At 70.9% G+C, this 24,883-nt stretch carries 21 protein-coding genes; 8 read left to right on the top strand and 13 right to left on the bottom strand.

What is annotated here, in order from left to right:
* From AC1HIL_RS07860 to AC1HIL_RS07845, 4 genes are all read right to left on the bottom strand, one after another.
* Positions 1-909 (bottom strand): amidohydrolase family protein, encoded by a 909-nt coding sequence (locus AC1HIL_RS07860; protein WP_479671529.1) that lies wholly within the window; start codon positions 907-909, stop codon positions 1-3.
* Positions 910-976: 67 nt separating this feature from the next.
* Entirely contained in the window at positions 977-1,870 is an 894-nt protein-coding gene (locus AC1HIL_RS07855) for a phosphatidylglycerol lysyltransferase domain-containing protein (protein WP_479671528.1), read from the bottom strand.
* Positions 1,867-2,700, bottom strand: a complete 834-nt coding sequence (locus AC1HIL_RS07850) for a TIGR03084 family metal-binding protein (protein WP_479671527.1) — start codon at positions 2,698-2,700, stop codon at positions 1,867-1,869. The genes AC1HIL_RS07855 and AC1HIL_RS07850 overlap by 4 nt, the downstream gene beginning before the upstream one ends.
* A gap of 24 nt (positions 2,701-2,724) precedes the next feature.
* A complete protein-coding gene (locus tag AC1HIL_RS07845) occupies positions 2,725-3,900 on the bottom strand; it encodes an acyl-CoA dehydrogenase family protein (protein ID WP_479671526.1) in 1,176 nt (391 codons plus the stop codon).
* Positions 3,901-4,054: 154 nt separating this feature from the next.
* Between AC1HIL_RS07845 and AC1HIL_RS07840 the strand changes: the two genes are divergently transcribed.
* On the top strand, positions 4,055-5,866 hold the full coding sequence (locus AC1HIL_RS07840; RefSeq protein ID WP_479671525.1) for an acyclic terpene utilization AtuA family protein: 1,812 nt from the start codon (positions 4,055-4,057) through the stop codon (positions 5,864-5,866).
* A gap of 36 nt (positions 5,867-5,902) precedes the next feature.
* On the opposite strand, the gene AC1HIL_RS07835 is transcribed toward AC1HIL_RS07840, so the two are convergent.
* Positions 5,903-6,592 carry a response regulator transcription factor gene (locus AC1HIL_RS07835; RefSeq protein ID WP_057596795.1) on the bottom strand — a complete coding sequence of 230 codons (690 nt, stop codon included), beginning with the start codon at positions 6,590-6,592 and terminating at the stop codon, positions 5,903-5,905.
* 248 nt (positions 6,593-6,840) lie between these two features.
* Here AC1HIL_RS07835 and AC1HIL_RS07830 point away from each other — a divergent pair, with 248 nt between their 5' ends.
* On the top strand, positions 6,841-8,172 hold the full coding sequence (locus AC1HIL_RS07830; protein ID WP_057596794.1) for a DotU family type IV/VI secretion system protein: 1,332 nt from the start codon (positions 6,841-6,843) through the stop codon (positions 8,170-8,172).
* Positions 8,173-8,188: 16 nt separating this feature from the next.
* Positions 8,189-9,385 carry a type VI secretion protein IcmF/TssM N-terminal domain-containing protein gene (locus AC1HIL_RS07825; protein WP_422098167.1) on the top strand — a complete coding sequence of 399 codons (1,197 nt, stop codon included), beginning with the start codon at positions 8,189-8,191 and terminating at the stop codon, positions 9,383-9,385.
* A 29-nt stretch (positions 9,386-9,414) separates the two neighbouring features.
* On the opposite strand, the gene tssJ is transcribed toward AC1HIL_RS07825, so the two are convergent.
* A complete protein-coding gene (gene tssJ / locus AC1HIL_RS07820; RefSeq protein WP_479671524.1) occupies positions 9,415-9,915 on the bottom strand; it encodes a type VI secretion system lipoprotein TssJ in 501 nt (166 codons plus the stop codon).
* A gap of 113 nt (positions 9,916-10,028) precedes the next feature.
* Here tssJ and tssA point away from each other — a divergent pair, with 113 nt between their 5' ends.
* From tssA to AC1HIL_RS07795, 5 genes are all read left to right on the top strand, one after another.
* On the top strand, positions 10,029-11,063 hold the full coding sequence (gene tssA / locus AC1HIL_RS07815) for a type VI secretion system protein TssA (protein WP_057596791.1): 1,035 nt from the start codon (positions 10,029-10,031) through the stop codon (positions 11,061-11,063).
* A gap of 83 nt (positions 11,064-11,146) precedes the next feature.
* Positions 11,147-11,665, top strand: coding sequence for a type VI secretion system contractile sheath small subunit (tssB, locus tag AC1HIL_RS07810; protein WP_057596790.1), 519 nt, complete (start codon positions 11,147-11,149; stop codon positions 11,663-11,665).
* Positions 11,666-11,715: 50 nt separating this feature from the next.
* On the top strand, positions 11,716-13,209 hold the full coding sequence (gene tssC, locus AC1HIL_RS07805) for a type VI secretion system contractile sheath large subunit (protein ID WP_057596789.1): 1,494 nt from the start codon (positions 11,716-11,718) through the stop codon (positions 13,207-13,209).
* A gap of 133 nt (positions 13,210-13,342) precedes the next feature.
* Positions 13,343-13,825 carry an Hcp family type VI secretion system effector gene (locus AC1HIL_RS07800; RefSeq protein ID WP_057596788.1) on the top strand — a complete coding sequence of 161 codons (483 nt, stop codon included), beginning with the start codon at positions 13,343-13,345 and terminating at the stop codon, positions 13,823-13,825.
* An 88-nt stretch (positions 13,826-13,913) separates the two neighbouring features.
* The gene (locus tag AC1HIL_RS07795; RefSeq protein ID WP_261217092.1) at positions 13,914-14,510 is read left to right on the top strand and encodes a hypothetical protein; all 597 of its coding nucleotides are present in this window, start codon (positions 13,914-13,916) and stop codon (positions 14,508-14,510) included.
* Here AC1HIL_RS07795 and AC1HIL_RS07790 read toward each other — a convergent pair.
* From AC1HIL_RS07790 to AC1HIL_RS07760, 7 genes are all read right to left on the bottom strand, one after another.
* On the bottom strand, positions 14,507-15,328 hold the full coding sequence (locus AC1HIL_RS07790) for a PP2C family protein-serine/threonine phosphatase (RefSeq protein WP_479671523.1): 822 nt from the start codon (positions 15,326-15,328) through the stop codon (positions 14,507-14,509). The two genes, AC1HIL_RS07795 and AC1HIL_RS07790, sit on opposite strands and share 4 nt — an antisense overlap.
* A 64-nt stretch (positions 15,329-15,392) precedes the next feature.
* Positions 15,393-17,090 (bottom strand): type VI secretion system-associated FHA domain protein TagH, encoded by a 1,698-nt coding sequence (gene tagH, locus AC1HIL_RS07785; RefSeq protein WP_479671522.1) that lies wholly within the window; start codon positions 17,088-17,090, stop codon positions 15,393-15,395.
* A gap of 128 nt (positions 17,091-17,218) precedes the next feature.
* Positions 17,219-17,614 carry a DUF4150 domain-containing protein gene (locus tag AC1HIL_RS07780; RefSeq protein ID WP_057596841.1) on the bottom strand — a complete coding sequence of 132 codons (396 nt, stop codon included), beginning with the start codon at positions 17,612-17,614 and terminating at the stop codon, positions 17,219-17,221.
* Positions 17,615-17,620: 6 nt separating this feature from the next.
* Positions 17,621-18,316 carry a DUF3540 domain-containing protein gene (locus tag AC1HIL_RS07775; RefSeq protein ID WP_057596840.1) on the bottom strand — a complete coding sequence of 232 codons (696 nt, stop codon included), beginning with the start codon at positions 18,314-18,316 and terminating at the stop codon, positions 17,621-17,623.
* Positions 18,317-18,376: 60 nt separating this feature from the next.
* Positions 18,377-19,429: a pentapeptide repeat-containing protein gene (locus AC1HIL_RS07770; RefSeq protein WP_057596839.1), complete on the bottom strand. Its 1,053-nt coding sequence runs from the start codon at positions 19,427-19,429 to the stop codon at positions 18,377-18,379.
* A 13-nt stretch (positions 19,430-19,442) separates the two neighbouring features.
* Positions 19,443-22,037 carry a DUF2169 family type VI secretion system accessory protein gene (locus AC1HIL_RS07765; RefSeq protein ID WP_479671521.1) on the bottom strand — a complete coding sequence of 865 codons (2,595 nt, stop codon included), beginning with the start codon at positions 22,035-22,037 and terminating at the stop codon, positions 19,443-19,445.
* A gap of 26 nt (positions 22,038-22,063) precedes the next feature.
* The gene (locus AC1HIL_RS07760; protein WP_082322073.1) at positions 22,064-24,880 is read right to left on the bottom strand and encodes a type VI secretion system Vgr family protein; all 2,817 of its coding nucleotides are present in this window, start codon (positions 24,878-24,880) and stop codon (positions 22,064-22,066) included.
* Positions 24,881-24,883 lie beyond the last annotated feature (3 nt).

Below are 24,883 nucleotides of genomic sequence, written 5' to 3'. Positions count from 1 at the left end.
TCAGCGCACGCCGAACAGCCCGGCCGCGTTGTCCCAGGCCACGCGCTGCGCCACCGCGGGCGGAAGCTCGCCGAGCCAGCCGCGGTAGCCGCGCATCAGCTCGTCGTAGGCGCTCCAGCGCTGGTTGACCCAGGTGTCGGAGCCGATCAGGAAGCGATCGGGAAAGGCCAGGATCAGTTCGCGCCACGGCGCGCACAGCGTGCCGCCCTCGCAGACCAGGCCCGGGCGGTACGACAGCTCGCCCATCAGCTTCGGATAGCGCTCTAGCATCTGGCGCACGCGCGCCACCGGCGTGCCGCCGATGCCGGTGTGGGCCCAGATCAGCCGCGTGTCGCGGCCCTGGCTCGGCGTGTTGGCCATCAGCAGGTCGACCGCCTCGTCGTCCACGTGCGCGAGCACGGCGAGCTGCCTGCGCTCGGCCAGCGCCATCAGCTTCTTCGCGACCGGGCCGTTGGCATTGGCGCTCTCGTAGAGATGGAACTCGCCGATGCCGCGGTAGGGCCCGCTCGCGGTGCCGCGCTCGAGTTCGGCCAGCACCATCTCGTGGATGCTCTCGTCGCGGAACCAGTTGCTGTAGTCGGCGCGGTTGCGGTACAGCCGCACGAAGGGCACCACGGTGACGCCGGCCTCGCGGGTCTCGCGCAGCGCCGCGAGCGTGCGCGTGCCGTCGTTGGGCCGCGAGTTGCCGACGATGGCACGCACGCCGTTGCGCTGCATGCGCGCGAGCGCCTCGGCCGGCGGGAACGGGCCGCTGCTGCCGTTCCAGGCCTCTTCGTTGTAGTGCAGGTGGGTGTCGAACAGCGGGCCGGTGTAGTCGGCGGCCTGGGCCGCGAATGCGAAGCCGGCGGCGACAGCGACCAGCTCGGCGCGCGTCCAGCGTCGATGAAGGGAATCGGTGGTCCGGGTCATGCGGGCTCCTCGCGGCGGATGCGGTCGGTACGGTGGGCGGCGGAAGAATACCCGCCGCCACGCCGGCTCAGCGCAATAACCGTGCCCTGAACTTCTGCACCATCGCCGCCGGCGCGTACGAGCGCTTGCTGCGCCGGAAGCCCGCGATGCCCATGTCCTGCTCGAAGTTGAGCCAGCGCACCGGCCGGCCGAACCGGGCCTCGAACTGCCGGCAGAAGTGCTGGAACATGTGCGGGTAGATGCCCGCGTGGCTGTCGAGCCCCTTGGCGAAGCGCATCGCGAACACGCCGGGCTGCAGTTCCTGCGCGAGCACGAAGCCCAGCGGCTCGTCGTGCGCGAAATGCACGAAGCCTTCGAGCCCGAGCGCCGCCGCGTCGGCGATGGCTGCGCGGCATGGCGCCTCGTCGGCTTCGCCCGCGGCCTTGCCCTTCTGTGCCATCCAGGCCTCGAGCACGCGCAGCGCGGCGCCGGCCGAGGCGGGACCGAAGGCCTCGGCGCGCGGCGTGCACTGCGCGAGCAGCTGCCGCACCTGGCTGCGCTTCCAGGCCAGCGCGCGGCCGGCGTAGTCGGCGAAGCGGCTGGCGTCGTAGAGGTAGTCGGCGTCGTCGGGCGAGGCGCTCAGCGCGAAGCGGTCGGCGCTCAGGCCTTCGATGTCGCGCCGCGACAGCGGGTAGAAGCAGTCGTGGTCCTCGAGCATCGTGGCCAGCGCCTCGGGCGGCGCCTGCGGCAGCGCGAACAGCGGGACCAGGTGGCGCGTGCCGTCGTAGGTGCGGCCCGAGATGCGCGGCCAGCCGTCGTCTTCGGGCCCGATGTAGCGGTAGTCGTGGGCCTCGCGGAACAGCCAGAGGTTCGAGAACGTCAGGTCCGACAGGCAGCCCTCGGCGCTGCCCGCGCGCAGCCGCGCGAGCGCCGGTTCGATCGCCTCGCGCAGCGCCAGCGACAGCGGCTGCCCCACCTTCATGCAGCGTCGTAGGCCACCGCGCGCACGCCCGGCGCCGGCGGATCGGCCGGCGGCCCCGCGAAGCACTGGGCGATCGACAGCCACTGCGTGGCGCTGCCCGGCGTGCAGCGCAGCGCGGTGTCGGCGAGGTGGCGGCGCTGGGTCACGACCAGGCAGAAGTCGAGCGCATTGCCGCGCACCGATTCCGCCGAGGCCGGATCGCCCCAGCGCCAGGTCTGGCCGCCGGGCGCGTCGAGCTCGATGAAGGGCGCGGGCTCGGGCACCGGCAGCTGGCGGTTGACGAAGGTCCAGCCGAAGGTGGTGGCGCCGATGTGGGCGATGTGGCGCAGCCGTGCGCTGGCCGGCCGACGCCGGCGCATCAGGTCCCAGATGTCCTGGCCATGGGCCCAGGTCTCCATCAGCCGCGCGGTCGCGAACGAGCGCGCGCTCATCATCGGCCCGTACCAGGGCAGCCGCGCCTTCGGGTCGAGCGCCGCGAGCGCGTCGGCCAGCTGCATCGAGATCGGCCGCCACAGCGCGAGCATCGCGGGGCCGTCGAGCGAGCCGTACTTCTCACGTGCCAGCGAGCTGATCTCGCGGCCCTGCGCGAACTGCGCATTGAGCGCCGCGGCATCGCGCACGAAGGCATCGGGATCGTTCAGCGCGAGCATCGAGGTCTCGTCGAAGAAGCACAGGTGGGCGATCTCGTCCCAGGGCGACCAGCCGTAGAACACGCTGGGCGCGCGCCACTGCTCGGGCGTGAGCGTGGCGCACAGCGCGGCGAGCTCGGCGTATTCGTCGCGCAGGTCGCGCGCGGTCTCCGCGTTGGGGCCGTTCGTCGAATCGTTCATCGTGGGTGTCGTCCTTCTCGTTCTTCAGAGCCCGAGCTGCCGGGCCGCCAGGTCCTTCATGATCTCTTCCGATCCGCCGCCGATCATCATCACCTTGACCTCGCGGTAGATGCGTTCGCTGCGCGTGCCGCGCATGAAGCCCATGCCGCCCAGCAACTGCACCGCCTGGTCGGCGCAGAACTGCATGGCCTGGGTCGCCTGCACCTTCGCGAGGCACACGCGCGCCACGAGTTTCGCCGGATCGGCCAGCCCGTGCTCGATGCGGTAGGCCAGGTCGTAGACCAGGGTGCGCGCGGCATCGACGCGCAGGGTCATGTCCATGAGCTTGTGGCGCACCACCTGGCGCTCGGCCAGCGGCACGCCGAAGGTCACGCGCTGGCGCGCCCAGTCCACCGCTTCCTCGAGGCAGACCTCGGCGAAGCCGCAGGCCAGGGCCGACATCAGCAGGCGCTCGCCGTTGAAGTTGTTCATCACGAGCTTGAAGCCCTGGTTCTCCGTGCCCACGAGGTTGCGCGCGGGCACGCGGCAGTTCTCGAAGCGCAGGTGCGCGGTGTCGGAGCTCCACCAGCCCATCTTCTTGAGCGAGGTGCGCGCGAGCCCCGGCGCGTCGCCCTCGATCACCAGCAGCGAGATGCCGCCCGCGCCCTTGTTCGCGGGATCGGTGCGCACGGCGGTGGTGATGAAGTCGGCACGCACGCCCGAGGTGATGAAGGTCTTCTCGCCGTTGACCACGTAGTGGTCGCCGTCGCGCACCGCGGTGGTCCGAAGCGCCGCGACGTCGGAGCCGCCCGCGGGCTCGGTGATCGCGAGCGCGGCGATCTTCTCGCCGGCCAGCACCGGCGGGATCACGCGCTGCTTGAGTTCCTCGCTGCCGGCCTTGAGGATCGGCGGCAGCGCGATGCTGTGCGAGTTCAGCGAGGCCTGCACGCCGCCCGCGCCGCAGCGCGCGAACTCCTCGGCCACGATCAGCTGGTGGAACAGGTCGGCCGGCGTGCCGCCGAGCGCCTCGGGATAGCCCAGGCCCAGCACGCCGAGCCCGGCCGCGCGCCGGTACAGCTCGCGCGGGAAGGTCTCGGCCTCGTCCCATTCGGTCACGAAGGGCGCGATCTCGCGTGCCACGAAGGCGCGCAGGCCGGCACGGAAGGCTTCGTGCTCGGCGGAGAAGTAGAAGGGCAGCGGTGGGGCGTCGAGGAATTCCATGGTGTCTCCTTGGCGCACGAGGCTAGCGGCGGGCGCCGGTCGGGTCTTGCGCCAACAGGCTGCGCCCGGCGACGCGAGGCGCAGCGACTCGACGCAAGCCGCGCCGCGGCCGCCTCGCTAAGCTGGCCCTTCCATCCGCCACCCGAGGACCGCCATGCCTTCATCCACCGCCGCACCGACCAAGACCGTCCGCATCGGCGGCGCCTCGGGCTTCTGGGGCGACAGCATGGTGGCCGCGCCGCAGCTCGTGCAGCACGGCCGGCTCGACTACTTGGTGTTCGACTACCTGGCCGAGACCACGATGGCGATCCTGGCCGCGGCGCGCGCGAAGAAGCCCGAGCAGGGCTATGCCACCGACTTCGTCGAGATCGCGATGAAGCCGGTGCTCGCCGAGATCAAGCGCCAGGGCATCAAGGTGGTGAGCAACGCGGGCGGCATCCATCCGCAGGGCTGCGCCGCCGCGCTGCGCGCGCTGGCCGAGGCCCAGGGCGTGCCGCTGCGCATCGCGGTGGTCGAGGGCGACGACCTCGGCGCGCGCATGGCCGAACTGCGTGCCGCCGGCACGCGCGACATGTTCACGGGCGAGGCCCTGCCCGAGAAGGTGCTGAGCGCCAACGCCTACCTGGGCGCGCTGCCCATCGCCGCCGCGCTGGCCGCGGGCGCCGACGTGGTGATCACGGGTCGCTGCGTCGACAGCGCGGTCACGCTCGGCCCGCTGATGCACGAGTTCGGCTGGCAGCCCGGCGACTTCGACCGGCTGGCCTCGGGCAGCCTCGCGGGCCACATCATCGAATGCGGCTGCCAGGCCACGGGCGGCCTGCACACCGACTGGGAAGAGATCCCCGACTGGGCGAACATCGGCTACCCGATCGTCGAATGCCAGGCCGACGGCAGCTTCGTCGTGACCAAGCCCGAGGGCACGGGCGGCAAGGTGATCCGTGCCGCGGTGGCCGAGCAGCTGCTCTACGAGATCGGCGACCCGGGCGCCTACCTGCTGCCCGACGTGAGCTGCGACTTCCGCGCCGTGACGATCGAGCAGGAGGGCCCCGACCGCGTGCGCGTGAGCCCCGCGCGCGGCCGCGCGCCGACGCCGGCCTACAAGGTCTCGGCCACCCAGCTCGACGGCTTCCGCTGCGCGGGCAGCCTGGTGATCGTGGGCATCGATGCCGAGCGCAAGGCACGGCGCACGGCCGAGGCGATCCTCGAGCGCACCGGCGGCATCCTCGCGCGCCTGGGCCTCGCGCCCTTCACGCGCAGCCACATCGAGGCGATCGGCGCCGAGACGCTCTACGGCCCGCATGCGCGCACCCATGGCGTGCGCGAGGCGATGATGCGCGTGGCGGTCGACCATCCGCAGAAGGCCGCGCTCGAGATCTTCGCGCGCGAGATCGCGCCCGCGGGCACCTCGTGGTCGCCGGGCACCACCGGCCCCGGGGGTGGCCGGCCCTCGGTGTCGCCGCTGGTCAAGCCCTTCGCCTTCCTGCTCGCCAAGGCGCAGGTGCCGGTGTCCTTCGTGATCGACGGCGAGCGGCGGGCGGTGGCGGTCCCGTCCGGCGAGGGCGATGGCACCGCGCCGCCGGTGGCGGAACCGCCGCCCTTCGCCGACGACGACGGCGAACAGGTCGAACTGCGGCTCATCGACCTGGCCTGGGCCCGCAGCGGCGACAAGGGCGACCTCTCGAACATCGGCCTGGTGGCGCGCCGGCCCGAATGGCTGCCGCTGCTGTGGTCGCGCGTCACGCCCGAGGCGGTGGGCGCCTACTTCGCGCACTTGGTGCGGGGCAAGGTCGAGCGCTTCCACCTGCCGGGCATCGCGGCGATGAACCTGCTGCTGCACGGGGCGCTCGACGGCGGCGGGCCCTCGTCGATGCGCATGGACCCGCTGGGCAAGGGCATGGGGCAGATGCTGCTCGACATGCGGGTGAAGGTGCCGCGCGCGGTGGCGCAGGCGGCGCAACGGCGCTGAAACGAGAGGGGCGGCCCGAACGGTCTCGGGTCTGTGTCAGGCCTGCGCTTCGGTCAAGGCCTGCGCCGCGACCACCGCCTCGGTGCGGTTGCGCACGTTGAGCGCGCGGAAGATCGCCGCGAGGTGGATCTTGACCGTGCCCTCGCTGATGCCGAGGCTGCGGCCGATCAGCTTGTTGGGCTTGCCCTGCGACAGCAGTTGCAGCACCTCCACCTGCCGTTCGGTCAGCACGTTGCGCAGGTGCTCGAGCGTCTGCGAGGCGGCCGGGGCACCGGGCGCGCGCGCGGCGTCGGCGCCGGGCTGCGGCGCCACGCCGGCCACGATGCCGGGCGGCAGCGCGGTCAGCATCATCGGCGGCACGTAGACGCCGCCGGCCAGCACCAGCCGCACGGCCGACAGCATGACCTCGGGCGAATAGGCCTTGGGAATGAAGCCGAGCACGCCGCGCTCGAGGGCGGCGCGCATGATGGCCGGATCCTCGTAGCCCGACAGCACGATCACCGGCACGGCCGGGTGGCGGCGGCGGATCTCGTCGATGTGGGCCTGCCCGTCGGCGCCGGGCATGTTGAGGTCGATCAATGCCAGGTCGAGGTCGTCGGTGGCACCGGCCAGCAGCTCGTCCACGCTCATGACCAGCACGAACTCGATGCCGGGCTCCAGCTCGGACAACTTGGCCTTGACCGCCTCGATGACGAGCCGGTGGTCGTCGGCGATCAGAATTTTCATGGCTTAACCCCAGCGTGCATTGACTCAGCGACCGCCGACGATACCGGCGAATGCCCCGCGCAGCAAGGCTGGCGCGCTGCCCGAACGGCATAGGCCCCAAGCGATATGGCGCGCCCCGGGGCCGCTGAGAAGAATGATCGCCAACCCGAAGGAAGCGAGACATGGGCATGTGCCAACGAAGCAGGCGCCGGTGCAGGGCAGCTCTCGCGCGGCGGCTCGCCGCGGCCTGAGCCGGCGCGCGTGTCTTCATGGCCCGCCTGATCGACTGCCATTCGGCCTTCGTCTCGTTCGGGCTCGCGCTCGATGCCGCGATCGCCGCGAACCGCCCCACGCTCGACCACGACGCCGCGCAGCGCCAGGCCCGCCTTCTGCTCGACGAGGCGCGCGCATGCGCGCGGGCGAACGCGACACCGCTGTCGCCCGCGCAACTCGAATCGGCCGCCTTCGCGATGGTCGCCTGGATCGACGAGATCCTCGCGCGCCACCCGGGCGCGGCCCGGGGCGCGGCGCCGCTGCAGGTGCAGCTGTTCGCCTCGAACAACGCCCACAGCGAGTTCTTCCACCACCTGTCGGCGCTGGGCGCGCGCGACGACGAGGTGCGCGAGGTCTACTGGCATGCGCTGGCGCTGGGCTTCAAGGGCCAGTACTACTTCGAGCACGGCGACCGCGGCGAGCTCGGCAAGCTCAAGGAGCTGCACGGGCGCCAGCTGCGGCTTGCGCCGCTCGCGCTCGGCAGCCTCGCGCAGCAGCGCATCACGCCGCAGCCCTATGCCGAGCCCGATCCGCCCGCCCCGATCGACATGCGGCGGCGCGACCGCTCGCTGCTGCGCGCGAGCGCGGCGCTGGCGCTGCTGGTGCCGCTGCTCTACCTGCTGTGGGCCTGGCTGGCCGGCGCGCCGCGGCCCGAGGCCGACCTCGCGCAGCGCGTCGAGCAGCAGCTCCAGAGCTACGCCTGCGCCGACCTCGCGGTGACGGTCGATGCCGAGGGCGCGCTCAAGGTCAGCGGCTTCGTCTCGCTGCCGGCCGACGTCGCCAACGTGCAGCACGACGTGGGCCGGCTGCCGGGCGTGAAGGCGCCGCGCTTCGAGCTCGGCGTGCGCGTGTGGCCGCACTGCGAGGTGTTCGCGATCCTCAAGCCCTACCAGGCGCGCAATGCCGACAAGGCCTACGGCCTCGGGCTGGCCCTGCCCTCCGCGCGGCAGGGCCGCCTGCGCGAGGGCGACGCCGTGCGCGTGGAGGTGACGGCGCCGCGCCACGACAGCGTGCTGTGGGTCGACTACTACACCGCCGACGGCTCGGTGATGCACCTCAACGCGGGCCAGGCGCCGACCCGGCTGCGCGCCGGCGAGAAGCTGGAGCTCGGGCGCGACATCCCCTCGAGCTGGCTCGTGAGCCCGCCCTTCGGCAGCGTGCTGGTGACCGTGATCTCCTCGCCGATGCCTTTCCACGAGACCGCCGACCGGCCCCCGTTCGAACTGGCCTCGGCCTACCTGCTGCAGCTGCGCGAGGCGCTCGCGGCCAACAAGGGCGGCGAGCGGCTGATCGCCGACTTCGTGTTTCTCGAGACCGAGGCGCGCTGAGGACCGCGCCGCCGCCATGCACACCCTGCCGCCCGCCCACCTCTTCTGGCCGCTGCTCGCGCTGTGCGCGCTCGGCTTCGCGGTGCTCTGCGCCGTGGTGCGCGACGCCGGGCGCGGCGCGCGGCAGCGTGCGCTGAAGCAGCGCATCGCCACCTTGCGGCCGCCCGCGCGCGCGGCCGATGCGCAGGCCGTCGAGCGCCTCCACGAGGCGATGGCGCGCGCGCAGCAGCGGCTGCGGCTGGCGCCGCGCCCGCGTGCCGCCGGCGAGAACGCCGACGACGGGGACTTCGGCGGCGGCACGGCGCCGAGAGCGCCGTGGCTGCTGTTCCTCGGCGATGCGGCCGCCGGGCTGCCGGGGCTGCTCGCGGCGTCGCCGCTCGATGCGGACCCGTCGGACGACGCACCGGCCGGCCCGGTGCGCGACGGCTGGCGCTGGTGGACCGGCGGCGCGATGGCCGCCATCGAGATCGACGCACGCGTGCTCGAGGACGTGGCCGACGCGCCGCAGGCCCGCGCGCTGTGGCTCGCGTCGCTGCTCGCGCTGGCCGAGCGCCGCGAACGCATTCCACTGCACGGCATCGTGGCCTGCATCGGCGCGCAGGCGCTGCGCGAGGCCCCGGCCGACGCGGTCGCCTTCCGCATGCGCATCGCGCGGCTGCGCCGGCTGGTCGAGGAGATCGGCCGCACGCTGCGGCTGCAGTTGCCGTTCTACCTCGTGGTCACGGGCCTCGAAGGACTCGAAGGCTATGGCGCGCTGCGCGGCGCGCTGCCGCCCGAGGTGCTGGCGCAGGCATTGGGCCACCGGCTGCCGCTGGAAAACGCGGCACCCGAGGCCGACGGCGGCGCCAGGCTCGATGCGGTGTTCGAGCCGATCGCCACCCGGTTGCATGCGCTGCGCATGGGATTGCAGCGCGAGCAGCCCGGCGCGGCGGGCCGGCTCGCGGTGCATGCATTCGTGGAGGGGGTGCGCTCGCTGCGGCCGGGCCTGCGGCTCGCGGCCGAGGCCCTGTTCGAAAGCCATGGCCGCAAGGCGCGCGAAGCGAGGGGATTGCGCTGGCGCGGCCTCTACCTGAGCGCGGCGGCCGGCACGTCGGGCGGCAACGGGGCCTTCGTCGCAGATCTGTTCGATCGCTTCCTGCCGGCGGACCAGTCGCTCGCGCGGCCGGGGCGGCTGCCGCCGGAGGACCGCGACGCGGGACTGGAAGCGATGTGAACGCCGCCCGCGCGCACGGTGCGCGACGGCTATTCCTTCTTGGTCGGCTCCGCCTTCTGGTCGATGCGGATCTGGCGCGCGCCGTAGGTCACGGTGATGGTGTTGATCTTGCCGACCTCGAGCGGCCGCACCTCGCGCCAGCGCGCGCGGTCGAGGTCGCGGAACGCGCCCATCACGCCGATCGTCTTGGCGTCGGGCTGCAGCACGAAATCGAACTTGCGGCTCTCGCCGGGGCGCAGCAGCGCTTCCTCGCGCTGCACCATCTCGGCGCCGAGCGTGGCCTGGTCCTTCTCGAACAGCGAGAAGAAGTCGGCGCCCTCGAAGGCGCCTGGCGTCTTGAGGATGTAGGCCCGCACCGTGAGCGGCGATGCGCGGCCGCGCGCGTCGGGATTGGCATCGGGCCCCGCCACCAGCGTCAGGGACACCGGCGTCTTCACCTCGGGTGGCGGCTTGCTCGCGCAGCCCGCGAGAAAGAGCCCCGCGGCAGCGAGGCCGAAGGCCGCCACGTGCCGGCGCGAAGCCGTGGCCAACAGGCCTCCATAGGACGAATGGTGTGTACCGAGCGCTCGCATGCTATTCCCTTCGTTGCATTGACCGGTTGAGAGGCATCTTTGATTATCACCAGCCACATTCAACAGGCAACATGCTCACCAACGAACTCGCAGATGCACTGCTCACACCGATCGGCGACAGCGCGCCGAGCGGAGCCGACCTCGAGTACGACGCGGACTTCACCGCGCTCGTGACCGCGTCGCAGGGCAAGCCCGAACAGCAGTTCGGCGACACCGTCATTCCCGCGGTGGAGCCGGAATGGCGGGAGGTGGCCGAGCAGTCCGACGCGATCCTGCGCCGCAGCAAGGACGTGCGCGCGGCGGTGCTGCTGCTGCGCGCCTCCACGCGCTTGCAGGGCGTGACGGGCTTCGTCGCCGGCCTGCGCCTGCTGACCGGATTGCTCGACCGCTTCTGGGACGGCATACATCCAATGCTCGATGCCGACGACGACAACGACCCGACGATGCGCCTGAACGCGCTCGCGCCGTTGAGCGACGAAAGCATGGTGCTGCGCGACCTCTACGACGCCCAGGTCGGCATGGCGCCGGGCGTCGGCCCGATCCGCGTGCGCGATATCGCGGTGGCCACCGGCGCGCTCGCCGCCAGCGGCGATCCCGCCTACTCCACGGCGCAGATCCAGGGCGGCCTCGAGGCGCTGCAGGCCGAGCAGCCCGAGCGCATCGAAGCCGCGATCGGCGCGCCGGCACTGATCGACCAATTGCAGGCGTTGCTGGTGGAACGCACCGGCCGCGCCGACGCCATCGACCTGGCCGCGTTGCGCGGTATCGCCCGCACGCTGCAGAAAGCCTGCAGCGCCGCCCTCGGCGCGCCCGAGGAGGCCGGCGAGGCAGGCACCGAGGAAGGCGTCGACGGCGCCGCGGGCGGCGGCGGCGGGGCGCGTCCCGCGGCGGCGCGCGGCGAGATCCAGACCCGCCAGGACGCGCTGCAGATGCTCGACCGCGTGATCCGCTTCCTCGAGACCACCGAGCCCGGCAATCCCGCGCCGCTTTTGATCGAGCGCGCCAAGAAGCTGATCGGCGTGAGCTTCCTCGAGATCATGGCCAACCTCGCGCCGAACGCGCTCGACACGATCGAGAACGTGACCGGCCGCCGCGCTTCGGAATAAGGCCGCGCCTCTTCTTCCTCGTCCCCTCCCCTTTCCATCCCTGGATCGACCCACCCCGTTTCACCCCCGCAAGGAGCATCGCCATGGCCAAGAGCAGTCAGAAATTCATCGCCCGCAACCGGGCGCCCCGGGTGCAGATCGAATACGACGTCGAACTCTACGGCGCCGAGAAGAAGATCCAGCTGCCCTTCGTGATGGGCGTGCTGGCCGACCTGTCGGGCAAGCCCGCCGACCCGCTGGCGCCCGTGGCCGACCGCAAGTTCCTCGAGTTCGATGTCGACAACTTCGACTCGCGCATGAAGGCCATGAAGCCGCGCGCGGCCTTCGCGGTCGACAACTCGCTGACCGGCGAGGGCGAGCTCAAGGTCGAGCTGACCTTCGAGAACATGGAGGACTTCTCGCCCGCGGCCGTGGCGCGCAAGGTCGGCGCGCTCAACAAGCTGCTCGAGGCGCGCACCCAGCTGTCGAACCTCGTCACCTACATGGACGGCAAGAACGGCGCCGAGGAGCTGCTGGCCAAGGTGCTCGAGGACCCGGCGCTGCTGCAGTCGCTGGCCGCGACCAAGAAGCCCGAGGACGGCGCCACCCCGCCGGCCGCCTGACCCCTTCCACACCCCGCCATCCACATCCGGTTCACGAGGAGTAACCCACCATGGCCGAAGCACTCGAACAGAGCGCGTTGAAAGACGTCGCGTACGCGGGCAGCGACTTTTCGTCGCTGCTGCAGAAGGAATTCAAGCCGCGCAGCGACGAAGCCAAGAGCGCGGTCGAAGCCGCCGTGCTCACCCTGGCCCAGCAGGCGCTGGCCAACACCGAGGTCATCGGCAAGGACGTGACCAAGTCGATCCAGTCGATGATCGCGGCGATCGACGCCAAGCTCACCGAGCAGGTCAACAAGATCATCCACCACCCCGACTACCAGAAGCTCGAGAGTGCATGGCGCGGCCTGCACTACATGGTGAACAACACCGAGACCGACGAGCACCTGAAGATCCGCGTGATGGACATCTCCAAGCAGGAGCTGGCCAAGACGCTGAAGAAGTTCAAGGGCGCGGCCTGGGACCAGAGCCCGATGTTCAAGAAGATCTACGAGCAGGAGTACGGCCAGTTCGGCGGCGAGCCCTTCGGCGCGCTGGTGGGCGACTACCACTTCGACCAGAGCCCGCCCGACGTCGAGCTGCTCGGCGAGATGGCCAAGATCGCCGCTTCGGCCCACGCGCCCTTCATCACGGGCGCGAGCCCGAACCTGATGCAGATGGAGTCGTGGCAGGAGCTCGCCAATCCACGCGACCTCACCAAGATCTTCCTCACGCCCGAATACGCCGGCTGGCGCTCGCTGCGCGACTCGGACGACGCGAAGTACCTGGGCCTGTGCATGCCGCGCTTCCTGGCGCGCACGCCCTACGGCGCCAACACCAACCCGGTGGAGGAGTTCGACTTCGAGGAAGACACCGCCGGTGCCGATCACGGCAAGTACGCCTGGGCCAACGCGGCCTATGCGATGGCCACCAACATCAACCGCTCGTACAAGCTCTACGGCTGGGGTTCGCGCATCCGCGGCATCGAGTCGGGCGGCGCGGTCGAGAACCTGCCGCTGCACACCTTCCCGAGCGACGACGGCGGCGTGGACCAGAAATGCCCGACCGAGATCGCGATCAGCGACCGGCGCGAGGCCGAGCTCTCGAAGGCCGGCCTGCTGTCGCTGATCCACCGCAAGAACTCCGACTTCGCGGCCTTCATCGGCGCCCAGTCGCTGCACAAGCCGGCCGAATACGACGACCCCGACGCCACCGCCAACGCCAACCTGGCCGCGCGCCTGCCCTACCTGTTCGCCTGCAACCGCTTCGCGCACTACCTCAAGTGCATCGTGCGCGACAAGGTCGGCAGCTTCAAGGAGAAGAGCGACATGGAGCGCTGGCTCAACAAATGGATCATGAACTACGTCGACGGCGACCCGGTCAACTCCTCCGAGGAGACCAAGGCGCGCAAGCCGCTGGCGGCCGCCGAGGTGGTCGTCGAGGAAGTCGAGGGCAACCCGGGCTACTACAGCTCGAAGTTCTTCCTGCGCCCGCACTACCAGCTCGAGGGCCTCACGGTCTCGCTGCGGCTGGTGTCGAAGCTGCCGTCCGCCAAGGGCGGCAAGTAAGAAAAAAACGGGTGCGCGGCCTTTTGAAAAAAACGCCGCTCGCTCGTTCTCAAGACAGCTCCCGGGCACCAACGCTTAGGCACCGCACGGAAGCCCTTTTTTCCGACTCTCACACAACTGAAAGGTAAGCATCATGGCTGCAGACATGTTTTTGAAGCTCGAAGGCGTCGACGGCGAATCCAAGGACGATTCGCACAAGAAGGAAATCGACGTGCTGTCGTGGAGCTGGGGTGCCGCACAGTCGGGCACCGGCCACGTCGGTGGCGGCTCGGGCGCCGGCAAGGTCAGCGTGCAGGATCTGTCGATCACCAAGTACGTCGACTCGTCCTCGCACCTGCTGCTTCTCGATTGCTGCAACGGCGCCCACATCAAGAAGGGCGTGCTCACGGTGCGCAAGGCCGGCGCCACTCCGCTCGAGTACATCAAGCTGTCGATGGACGACATCCTGGTGACCCACATCAGCACCGGCGGCAGCGGCGGCGAGGACCGCCTGACCGAGACCATCACGCTGAACTTCTCGAAGTTCAAGTACGAATACACCCCGCAGAAGGCCGACGGCTCGGGCGACGGCACCAAGGAAACCGGCTGGGACATCGCCGCCAACAAGAAGGTCTGAGCGCAAGCTCCTCTCCTCCTCTCCCCAGGCGGCGGCCGCGGATTCGTTTCCCGGCCGCCGTTTTTCATTTCAGGAAAGCGAGTACCCCATGCACGTCAGCAAGACGCCGTTCGCCTGGAACCAGGTCGCGGCCTACGACTTCCCCACGTTCTGGAGCACGCTGCAGCGCGTGCATCCCGGGGAACACCCGGTCTCCTACTTCATGATCGCCGTGATCTGCTTCGAGGAGACGGGCTTTTGCAACATCCAGCAGGCCGAGACGCCGAGCGGCCTGGGCGTTGGCTTCGGCCAGCTCGAGGTGAAGAATCCCGAGAAGAAGGACTTCTACGAGTGGGCCGGCGTCGAGACCGACTACCACCGGCTCGCCAAGGAAATGCTCGGCGACCGCGAGTTCTCGCTCGGCGTGCACTGCCAGTACTTCCAGTACCTCACCGAGGTCAAGGGCCTGCGGCTCGACGGCTGCCTGTCGGCGCAGGTCGGGCGGCACGTGCAGTACAAGCCGCTGTTCATGACCGGCGCCTCGATGCTCGAGGATGCCTTCGACGCCAACGACCGCGCGGCCTACATCCGCGCCCTCAACTACGCGCGCAGCAACAGCCCCAAGAAGAACGGCATTCCCGAGACCCTGTTCAAGGAGTACTGGGAATTCATCCTGCCGCAGAGCTGGTTCGACTACGGCTTCTAGCCGTCGTCCCGGGAACCCGCTGCCGGCCCCTGCGCCGGCAGCAGTTCGGGCATCAGACGCGTGGCCTCGTCGTCCTCGGGATCGGCGATGACCCACAGCGTGAGCGCCGTGTAGTTGTCGTGGCCGGGCTTGGCGCGCGCCTTGATCTGGCCGTCGAGCTGCTCGGTCCACTGGCTCGGCGTGCGCGAGGCATGCAGGGTCTCGACCAGGCACTCGTCGCCCAGCGGTTCCCACACGCCGTCGCTGCACAGCAGCAGCACGTCGCCCGGCAGGAGCCGCATGCGGTCCGACACCGCGATGTCGGGTGCTTCCTCGAGCGAACCCAGCGCCGACAGCAGCATGTTGCGCTGCGGATGCAGGCGCGCGCCCTCCTCGTCGAGCATGCCGCCGGCCACCATCTGCTGCACCAGGCTGTGGTCGGTGGTGCGCGCGACGATCGCGCCGCCGCGGAACAGGTAGGCCCGGCTGTCGCCGCTGTGCACCCAGGCCAGTGCATGGGCCTCGAGGTCGATGGCCGCGAACACCACGGTGGAGCGCATGCCCGCGAGCGTGCCGCCCTCGGCCTGGCGCGCCACCACGTCGCGGTTGGCCTGTTCGATCAGGCCGCGCAGCACACCCTCGTCGAGGCTGGGCCCGGCCGAGAAGGCACCGAGCACGCTCGCGCGCACCGTGGCCGCCGCCACGTCGCCGCCGCCATGGCCGCCGGCGCCGTCGGCCACCAGGCAGGCGACGTGGCGATCGTCGTGCCAGTGGCCATGAACGTCTTCGTTGTAGCTGCGGCCGCCCTGGCGGGACAGCGTGACGATTTCGATTTCCAAGCGGGCTCCTCGCGTCGGGCGTTCTTGTCGTGGGATCGGGTGTCGTCGGGTGCGAAGGCGCGCCTCAGGCGTCGGACTTCAGGCGCGCCATCTGGGCCTCGTAGGCCTCGAGGAAGGCCTTGCCGAACAGGTTGTGGAAGTCGTCCTCGGCCTCGGTCGCGATGCCGCCGTACAGCGCCACGAACTGGTCCCACAGCTTGGCCTTGCGGTTGGCCGAGAACAGCGCGTCGAGCGCCGACTTCGAACTGATCTTCTTCTCGAGCTCGTCGGGCTCGAAGCGCGCGATGACGTGCGCCAGCGCCGCGCGCATGCCGACCATCACGCCGAACTGGTGCGCGCGCAGGTCGTCGAAGGCATCGCGCATCGCGGCCTCGGCCGGCATGAAGCCGCGCACGCCCGGCCCCAGCAGGTGCGCGAGCGCGACCTCGACCGTGGGCGAGAACTTCAGCGGGTTGTTGGCCTGCGCCGCGATCATCGTGACCTCGGCGCGCACCTCGCGCTTGAACTCCTGGCGCGTGAGCAGCAGCTGCAGCGTGCCCTCGGTGGCGCTGCGCAGCATCGCGCCGATGCGCTCCATCAGCCCCGGCGTGAGCATCTCGGGCGGCTGGTGCGTGCCGCCGAGGCCGCGCAGGAACGCGGCCAGCAGCTCGTCGTCGCTCGCGCTGCGCGCGGCCGGCGCCGCGGCCTGGGACGCGAAGGGCGGCGCGGGCGGCGGCGGCAGCGGCGGCGCTTCGCGCGCCGGCGTGTCGGGTCCGCTGATGCGGATCGGCAGGCCGGTCATGTCGTCGAAGGCCGGCAGCTCGGCCACGGGCACCGGGCGTGGCGGCGCGGCCGGCGGCGGCGGTGCCAGCGCGGGCGCGGGCGGCGCCGTGACGGCCCGCGGCGGCGTGAAGCCGAACTGCTCGATCGGCAGGTGGTCCGGCCGCGGCAGCGGCGTGGACGGCGCCGCGCGCTGCAGCGCGGCGAGCGGATCGGCATCGGCGGCGGTGTTGGGCTGCAACAGCGGATCGGCCAGCGGCGACAGCGCCAGCGGATCGCCGCCGATGCCTCCGGTGCCCGGCGCACCGCCGAACAGGTCGTCGATGCTCGCGGCCTTGCCGTGCGCGGGCGGCCGGCCCAGGTCGGAGAAGTCGTCGAGCGCGCCGAGGCCGGCCGCGGGCGCCGACGACGGGTCGGGGCCGAGCAGGTTGGCGAAGGGATCGATTTGCGCGGCCTGCGCGTTGCGCGAACCGGTGGCCATCGGATCGGGAAAGAGCAGCGGATCCGCGGCGGCCGGCGCGGCCGGGGAAGGCGCGGGCGACGCGGCCGGTGCCGCCGGCGGCGCGAGGCCAGCGAGCAGGTCGGCGAAGGGATCGTCGCTCGCGGCCGCCGCGGGTTTCGCGCCCGACAGGCCCATGATCGTCTCGGGAATCGCGAGCGGCGCCGCGGCCGGCACCGGCGCGCTCGCGGCCGCCTGCGCGCGCACCACGAGCTCGAAGCTGCCGACCACCAGCCGCGCGCCATCGGCGAGCGCCGCCTCCTTGCCCGCGCCCAGCGACACGCCGTTGCACTGCATGGGGTTGCTGCCGCGGTCGATCACGAAGTACCGGCCGTCGCGGCACAGCACCTGCGCGTGCACGCGCGAAACCGTGCGGTCGGGATCGTCGAGCACCAGCGTGTTGGTGTCGGCGCGGCCGATGGTGCCGCCATTGGGGCCGAAGTCCGCCGACAGCGACGGTCCCGCCGGGACGCCTTGACGGGTGACAACAGTGATCTGGATCATGAACCGGCCCCCAGGGCGACGCCCATACAACTGCGCACGAGCACGCGAAGAATCTCGCGAGGAGTATTCATTCCGCAAGACGCCTTGGCAATCTCGCCTTAAGAGATAGGCCGTTCCCGCCGCGGCGCTCAGGGCGCCAGCAGCAGCACCAGCGTCTGGCTCGGCACCGTGCGCACGCCCGGGCAGTTGGTGCTGTTCTGCAGCGAGCTGCTGGTCAGCCGCGTGGCCGGCATGCTGTTGAGGAGCACCGTGAAGGCCCCCGTCAGATGGCGGCTGGGCCCCATGACCGTGCCCGACGCCACGCCCAGCAGCACGCCCGCGTTGTCGCCGTTGGTCATGGGAATGGTGGTTCCGAGGTTGTGGGCCGGCATGCCCATGAACAGGATCGTCGGGCAGTTCGGAATGGCCATCGGGCCCATCGCGATGTTGGGATACGGCACCGGGATCGGCGACGGCGCGGCGGGCGTGATGCAGACATCGGGGAAGCCCATGTCCATGCCCATCAGCTGGCAGTTGGCGAACATGGCGCTTCAGCCGAAGTGGATCTGCGCGCCGCGCGTCTTCACGAGCTTGGCACCATTGATCAGCGCGTGCTCGCCGCGCAGGTGCAGCAGCTCGGACGCATCGCGCTCGATGTGGGCCGCGTGCACGCGGTCCAGCCCCTTGGTCGTGCGCAGGTAGTGCTGGCTGAAGTGGTTGACACGGTCCATCACCGTGCTCAGCACGCTGCCCACGAGCTTGAAGGTGCTCGCCACCATGCGCACGCGCTCGCCGACGAACTCCGTCGCGTCGAGCGAAACCGCGGCGGTCTTCGCTCGCAGCGCCAGGTGGTCCGCGCCCAGTTGCAGCCGCTCGGCCTCCAGGGCGAGCCGGCCACCTTCGACCACGAGCCGCGTGTCGCCCTCGCAGCGCAGCACCCGCTCCCGCGCGCCCGCGCCGCGCTCGAGCACCGAGAGCACCCAGCGCTCGCCGGTGGCCGCACCGAAGCACAGCACGGTGTCGCCGGCCATCGGCACCAGCAGGCAGCCCGCGGCGGCGCGCACCGGCCGGAGCGTTCCGCCCTCGCGGATGCACGGCGCGCCATCGGGCCCGGCCTCCAGCAACGCGGTCCAGCAGCGCTCGGGGAGCGCGGCCGGCGACGGCGTCTCGGTCTCGGTCTCGGTCGGTCGGGTGCCGCGCGCGGCGGCCGTGCGGCGGCGCGCGGAGTGGTGGGCGGTGGTCTTCATGGCGGGAGTTCCGTTGCGGGGAAATCGGTGGAAAGGGAGAAAGCCGGTGCCGGCCGCCGGTCAGACCGGCACCGGGCGCCAGTCCTCGGACTGCGCCAGCTGGGGGTCGGTCTCGAGCGCGCGGGCGCGATCGTCGATCTGCGCCTCCTCGGTCATGGCGCGGTGCAGGCAGGCGCGCACGAGGGTCGCGCCGCGCAGGTCGGCGCGGTGCAGGCGCGCGTGGCGCAGGTCGGCATAGCCGAGGTCGGCGCCCGCGAAGTGCGCGCCATCGAGCACGGCGCCGGCGAAATGGGCCTGATGCAGGCGCGCGCCGCCGAACTTCGCCTGCGGCAGCCTGGCGCCGGTGAACAGCGCCTGCGTCAAGGTCGCATCGGAGAAATCGACGCCGGCGCCCTCGGCCTCGCAGAACAGGGCCAGCGGCGCGTCGATGCGGTCGAAGCGGGCCTCGTCGAGCTTGGCGCCCTGGAAATTGCACTGGCGCAGCGGCGCCCCGCTGAACTGCGCGCCGCGCAGGTCGGCGCCCGCGAACTGGCAGCCCTCGAGCGTCACGCCGTCGAAGGACAGCCCCGCGAGCCGGGTGGTCGAGAAGGCCACGCGCAACATGCTGGCGCCGCGCCATGCCGCGTGGCGCAGGTCGCAGCCGGCCACGGTCGCATGCACCCAGCGCGTCGACTCCGCACCGAGGTCGAGCAGGCTGCTGTCGCTCAGCACGCAGGCATCGAGCAGCGCGCCGCGCAGCGTGGCATGGTCGAGCCGGGTCTTGGTGCAGGCGAGCATGCTGAGGTCGGCCTCGCGCAGATCGGCATGCGGCGCCTGGCATTCGCTCAGCACGGCCGCATGCAGCGCGGCCGCGCTCAGGTCGACGTGGTCCATGCGGCACTGGCTGAACACGGCGCGCTGCAGCCGCGCGCCGCCCAGCAGCGCGCCGCGCAGGTCGCACTGGTTGAACACCGCCTCGCGCAGGTCGGCGCCGCGCAGGTCGGCCTTGGAGAAATCGACGCGGTCGAACAGGCCCCCGGCCAGTTGCGCCTGCGCGTAGTGCCCGCCCGACAGGTCCAGGCCGGGGATCGATTCGCCGAGCAGCACGGCCAGCGCGAGCGTGGTGGCATTCATGGCGTCGCGCTCCTCATGCGGCCGCCTGTTGCTCGGGCGTGAGCCGCGGCCAGGTGCGCGCGCGCTTGAGCAGCGCACCGTCGAGGCGCACGTCGCCGTCGAGCCGCGCGCGCGACAGGTCCGCCGCGAACAGGTTGCTGTTGCGCAGGTCGCAGCCGCGCAGGTCGGCATGCTGCAGGATCGCCTCGCTGAAGTTCACGCCGGCCAGCCGGGCGCGCCGCAGCACGGTACGGCGCAGCAGCGCGCCCTTGGCGCTGGCCAGCCGCCAATCGCTGTCGGACAGGCCAGCCTCGCACAGGTTGGCGCCGTCCAGCACGCTGCCCACCAGGCGCGCGCGCGACATGTCGGCCGCGCCGAAATTGACCCCCTGCATCCGGGCCCCCGAGAAATCGGCCTCGACCAGGCTGCAGTTCCGGGCGAACACCATGCCCTTGCCCTGCGCGCCGCCGAACCTGGCGCCGTCCAGCGCACAGGACACGAGGTTGGCCTGGGTCAGGTCGGCCTCGCGAAAGTCGGCCCCCGCGAGCTCGCATTCGACGAACTGGCAGGCCGCGAGCGCGGCCTCGGCGAACGACAGGCCCTTGAGCGACAGCCGGTAGAACAGCTGCTCGGTCGCCTGCAGCCCATGCGCATCGGCGCCCTCCCAGCGGGTGCCGATCAGCATCGCGCCCTGGATCCGCGCGCGGCGCAGGGACGCCCCGCCGAGGTCGGCATGCGAGAGCTGGGCGTCGGTGAAGTCGGCTTCGTCGAACACCGCCCCCTTCCAGCGCGAGCGCCCCAGGTTCGCGGTGCGCAGCGTGGCCTTGATGCCGATCGCGCCCTCGAGGCAGGCATGGGCCAACACGGCGGCCGAGAAGTTCGCGCCCGAGACATTGGCCTGCCTGAAGTCCACGGCCTCGAGCCAGGCGCCGGTGAAGTTGACGTCGCGCAGGTCGAGTCCAGAGAAATCGGCGCCCGTGAAGTCCATGCCGACGAAGAAGCGCAAGCCGCCGGCCAGCGCCTGCCGCATGCCCTCCTTCAAGGTCGCGGCCTGCGCGGCCTGCATCGCGGGCGCGGCCAGCTGTTCGTGCGCACCCTGCAGGTAGCCGATCCGCTCCATCGCCTCCTGTCGCAGCAACTGGGCATGCGTGGCCGCGAGGTCGAAGCCGCCGGTGGCGCCGGCGTTCGCGGCCTTCAGGCGCTCCAGCGCCACGTCGGCATTGAAGACCGGCGGGCCGCGATGTTCCAGCGGCTTCATCGCCTTGTTCGCCTTGTGCGTGGCCACGGCCTTCTCGAGCGCATCGAGCGCGTCGTCGATGGCCGCCAGCTTCTGCTGCTCGGCCTCGAGCGTCTTCTTCTTGAGGTAGGCCACGCGCTGCGCGGGCGCGGGCGGCTGCTCGCGCGGGGGCATGACGACGCCCAGCGCGTCGGGATCGCGGCCGCTGGCACGCAGTTCCTCGCGCGCCAGCGCCACGTCGATCTCGGCGCGGCGGTACTGCGCCTGCGCCTGCAGGCCCTGGCTCGCGAAGGCCTCGGCGGCGCGTTCGGCCTCGGGGTCGCTGGCGTCGATGCCCTCGGGCAGCAGGTCGCCGTCGTCCAGGCTCTCGACCCCGCCCCAGCGCGGATCGGCGCGGCGCGCGAGCGCATCGAGGTAGTGGGCATCGGAGCGCGCTGCATCGAGCCGCTCGATCGCACCGAGCAGCCCATGCACGTCGGAGCCGTCGTCGGTGGCGACCTCCGCCAGTCCCTGGAACAGCAGCAACGCCCGCTCCGCATGCGGAAAGAACCAGACCGTCGTCAGCCGCAGCGGCACTTCGCGCAGGCGCGGCTCGGCCGCCCCCGCGGCACGGTAGTCGGCGAACACGCGCGCGCGCAGGCCGGGCAGCCGGCCCTCGATCGAGGGCTTGTCCGGGTGCATGTGGTCGAACTGGAAGGTCTCGTCGCCCCGCAGCGGCGCGTCGAACCACTGGTCCTCGGGCGCGAGATTGAAGTAGCGCCAGTCGAGATCGGGGGCGAAGCCCGGCGCGTGCTCCTTGAGGTAGTCCGCATCGTAGGTGCCGCGAAAGCGCGCGCGCTCCGGATGCATCGGCCCGCGCAGGCCGAAGCCCGCGGGCGCCACGGCCTGCGCCGGATCGCGCAGCGGCTGGTCGGGCCGCTCCACGTTGGGCAGCCGGTGCACGCCGTTCTCGGCCGCCGCGCCGATGCCCTCGGGATTGGCCGGCACCGAAGGACCGCCATAGGCGTGTGCCCAGTCGATGGGCATCGCCTCGAAGGCCGATGGCCGGGTCGCCTGGGCGCCGTCCCATCGGCGGTCGCCGAACACCAGCAGGGTCTTGCTGCGGTCGCCGAGCCGGGCGCGCACGGCGCAGGCCTGCGGGTTCGCGGCCGGTGCGAAGGCCTTGCCGTGCACCAGGAACTCGGACGTGAGCTTGGCCACGCCCTCGTCGACCAGCGGTACCGGCATCTCGCGGCCGATGAAGTTCCAGGCCGACTGCTCGCCCCAGACCGTGCCGCCCTCGGCCTGCGCGAACGGCACGTGCAGCATGGCCGTGACGCACAGGCCGAAGCGCTTGCGGTACTCGATCGGTCGGGTGCTCAGGCACAGCGCCTGGGGTTTGACGACTTGCATGGTGGCTCGCGCGGCTGCCTGCCCGTTCAGTTCTTGGGATTGCCGCTGTCGTCCCGCTCCAGCAGCTCGTTGGCGCCACGCTCGCTGCCGACCGCGTCCACGCCAGGCACCATGCCCAGCAGGCCCAGGACCGGCCCGGCGGCACCGCCCGTCAGGATCAGCGCGAGGCCGTCGCTGACATTGGTGCCCACCAGATTGCGCATGCGCTCGAGCCGCCCGCGCATGCCGGGGATCTTGTCGACGTCCGGGCTCGACAGGATCTCGTTGAGCATCTTGCGCGCATCGCCGTACTGGGAGCCCAGGGACGCGGCGCCGCTGAGCATGGAGACGATGCCGTAGCCCAGGCCCGCGACGGCGCCCACCGTGCCGGCGTTCGCCATCGCGGCCGTGGCGTCGGTGCCGGCGCCGGCGCCCGCACCGGGCATGATCGAATGCAGCGGCGCCTGGCGCACCGAGGTGCCGTCGCGCTCGATCTTCAGGCCCGCGGTCGACTCCATGGTGACGGCCAGCGTGTTCTCGATCTTCAATCCGAGGAAGTTCGACATCGCCACGCCCAGCGCGTTCTCCATGCTCAGCCCCATGAAGGTCGAGCGGGCGACGCCGAGGTTGAAGTCGGTGTTGTTGCCGATGTAGCCGCTGGTGTTCGGGCCGAGCACCGTGGTGTTCGAGCCCACCGACACGGTATTGATGTTCCCGATCGCCACCATGTTGAGCTCGGTGTTGCTCACCAGCGTGTACTTCTGGAACGCCGCCGCGTAAGGCGCGGCGTTGGCATCGATCTTCATCGAGTTGCCGCCGGTCACCTTGAACTCGATGTGCCCGGCCTCGAACAGCATGGTCGGCGCCTTGTACTTCACGCCGCCCTTGACCGTGATGGTCTGCGTGCCCGTGACCGAGCGCGTTTCGTTGCCGCCGGTGGAATCGGTCCGGTTGCCGTCCGCGTGGATCTTGTGGTGGCCCTTCACCAGCAGCGCGTGGTCGATGTCGACGTTCGTGGTCTGGTAGCCGACCACGTGGTTGTCCTGGTTCTTGCCGACGGTCAGCTTCTGGAACTGCTGGATGATCGTGGTGTCGTTGTTCTCCACGGTGGTCTTGCGGTCGCGCACGACGGTGGAGGTCTGGTCGCGCTTCACCGTCACCGTCTGGTCGCGGTCCACCGAGGTCGAATCGTCGAGCTCCACGCTGCGGCTCATGTTGCGCTCGGCGTGGATGGTGATGTTCTCCTCGCCCTTCTTGTCCTCGAACATGATCTCGTTGTAGTTGTTCGCGCCGCCGCCGGGCGTGGACCGGGTGCGGAAGCCGCTCTGCGTGGGCGACTTGTAGGGGATGGGCTGGTCGTCGTTGTAGACGCGGCCCACGATCACCGGCCGGTCGGGGTCGCCGTTGAGGAAGTCGACGATCACCTCCTGGCCGATCCGCGGGATGAAGTAGCCGCCCCAGCCCTTGCCGCCCCAGGGCTGCGACACGCGCACCCAGCAGGTGGATTTCTCGTTGCTCTCGTCGTAGCGGTCCCAGTGGAAATGCACCTTCACGCGGCCATGGTCGTCCACGTGCAGCTCGTCGCCCGCCGGGCCGACCACGATGGCCGTCTGTGGCCCCGGCATGGTCACGCGCGGCGTCAGGCGCGGCGGCCGGTAGCTGCGCTCCAGCGGAATCGCGGTGATCAGGAACACGCTGGTCCCGGGCTGCGAGCCCTCGAGCATCGGCGTCTCGGCGATCAGGTTCTCGAGTTCCTGCAGCGTGTCGGCGTTCACCGCATCGTCTTTCAGTGCCTCGGCCAGCGCCGTGTAGAGCTTGCGCGGCGCGGTGGCGTCGGCGCTCGCGCTCTCGTAGCCGGGGTGGCTGAGCATGAAGGTGCAGGCCGCGATCAGGTAGTCCCCGTCGCGGGTGCCGTCGGGATCGCCTTCGAACTTGAAGCTGCGGCCCGCCGCCACGTCGGGCCATCCGGTCAGCGCCCAGTGGCGGTCGCGCCGCGCGTTGAGCTCTTCGCCGCGCAGCTTGGTGCGGTTCTCGGCCTCGTCGCCCTTGAAGTAGCCGCCGGGAAACTCGAAGGCCTCGAAATCGGCCAGCTCGTGGCTGTCGGAGGCATCGATGGCGGCACCCAGCTTCTTGCGGATCGCCTTGAAGTCGCTGTCGCGCGAGGCCTGCTTGCCGGTGTCGAACTGGCGCGCGTGGGTCCAGTGCCAGATCTCCTCGTGGCGCGCCTCGCTCGCGCCCCCGAGCACGTAGCGCAGCGTCGCCGCCACGGGCAGCTTCTCGTGCGCGAGATCGCTCGCGTCCGACAGGTGCATGGTGCCCGGCGCATCGTGCGCGTCGAACCAGTAGTAGATGCCCTCGTCCTCGATCAGGCGCGAAAGGAACTGGTAGTCGCTCTCCTGGTGCTGCACGCAGTAGCGGCGCGGGTTGTGGGTGCCGATGACGTTGCCGGTCTTGGTCTTCTTGAAGCGCTTGATCGGGCTGTCCTCGAACACCGCGTCGAGCACCTCGAGCACCTTCTTGTCCTGCAGGATGCGCGAGTTGATGCGCTTGTTCAGCAGCCAGAACCACGATCGCAGCGTGATGCGGTACTCGAAGTGGCGCCCCACGTGGCCCGCGCGCACGAAGCGCACCGCATGGCCCTGGCAGTGCCGCTCGTGCTTGCCGCCATCCTTGTCCTCGAACTCGACGACCAGGTCGAAGGCGCGCCCGAGGATGTCCGTGGCATCGATGGCCCTGTTCTCCGACAGCACCGTGAGTTCGTAGGTCGAAGGGCGCGCCAGCGCCTCGTGACCCACGATGCGCCAGAACATCAGGTCGTCCTTGGCGGGCGAATCGGTTTCGATGCGGAACTCGTGGTCGGCCATGGG

Source organism: Variovorax sp. ISS6, assembly GCF_056523145.1.
This window is presented reverse-complemented; position numbering and strand designations above follow the sequence as displayed.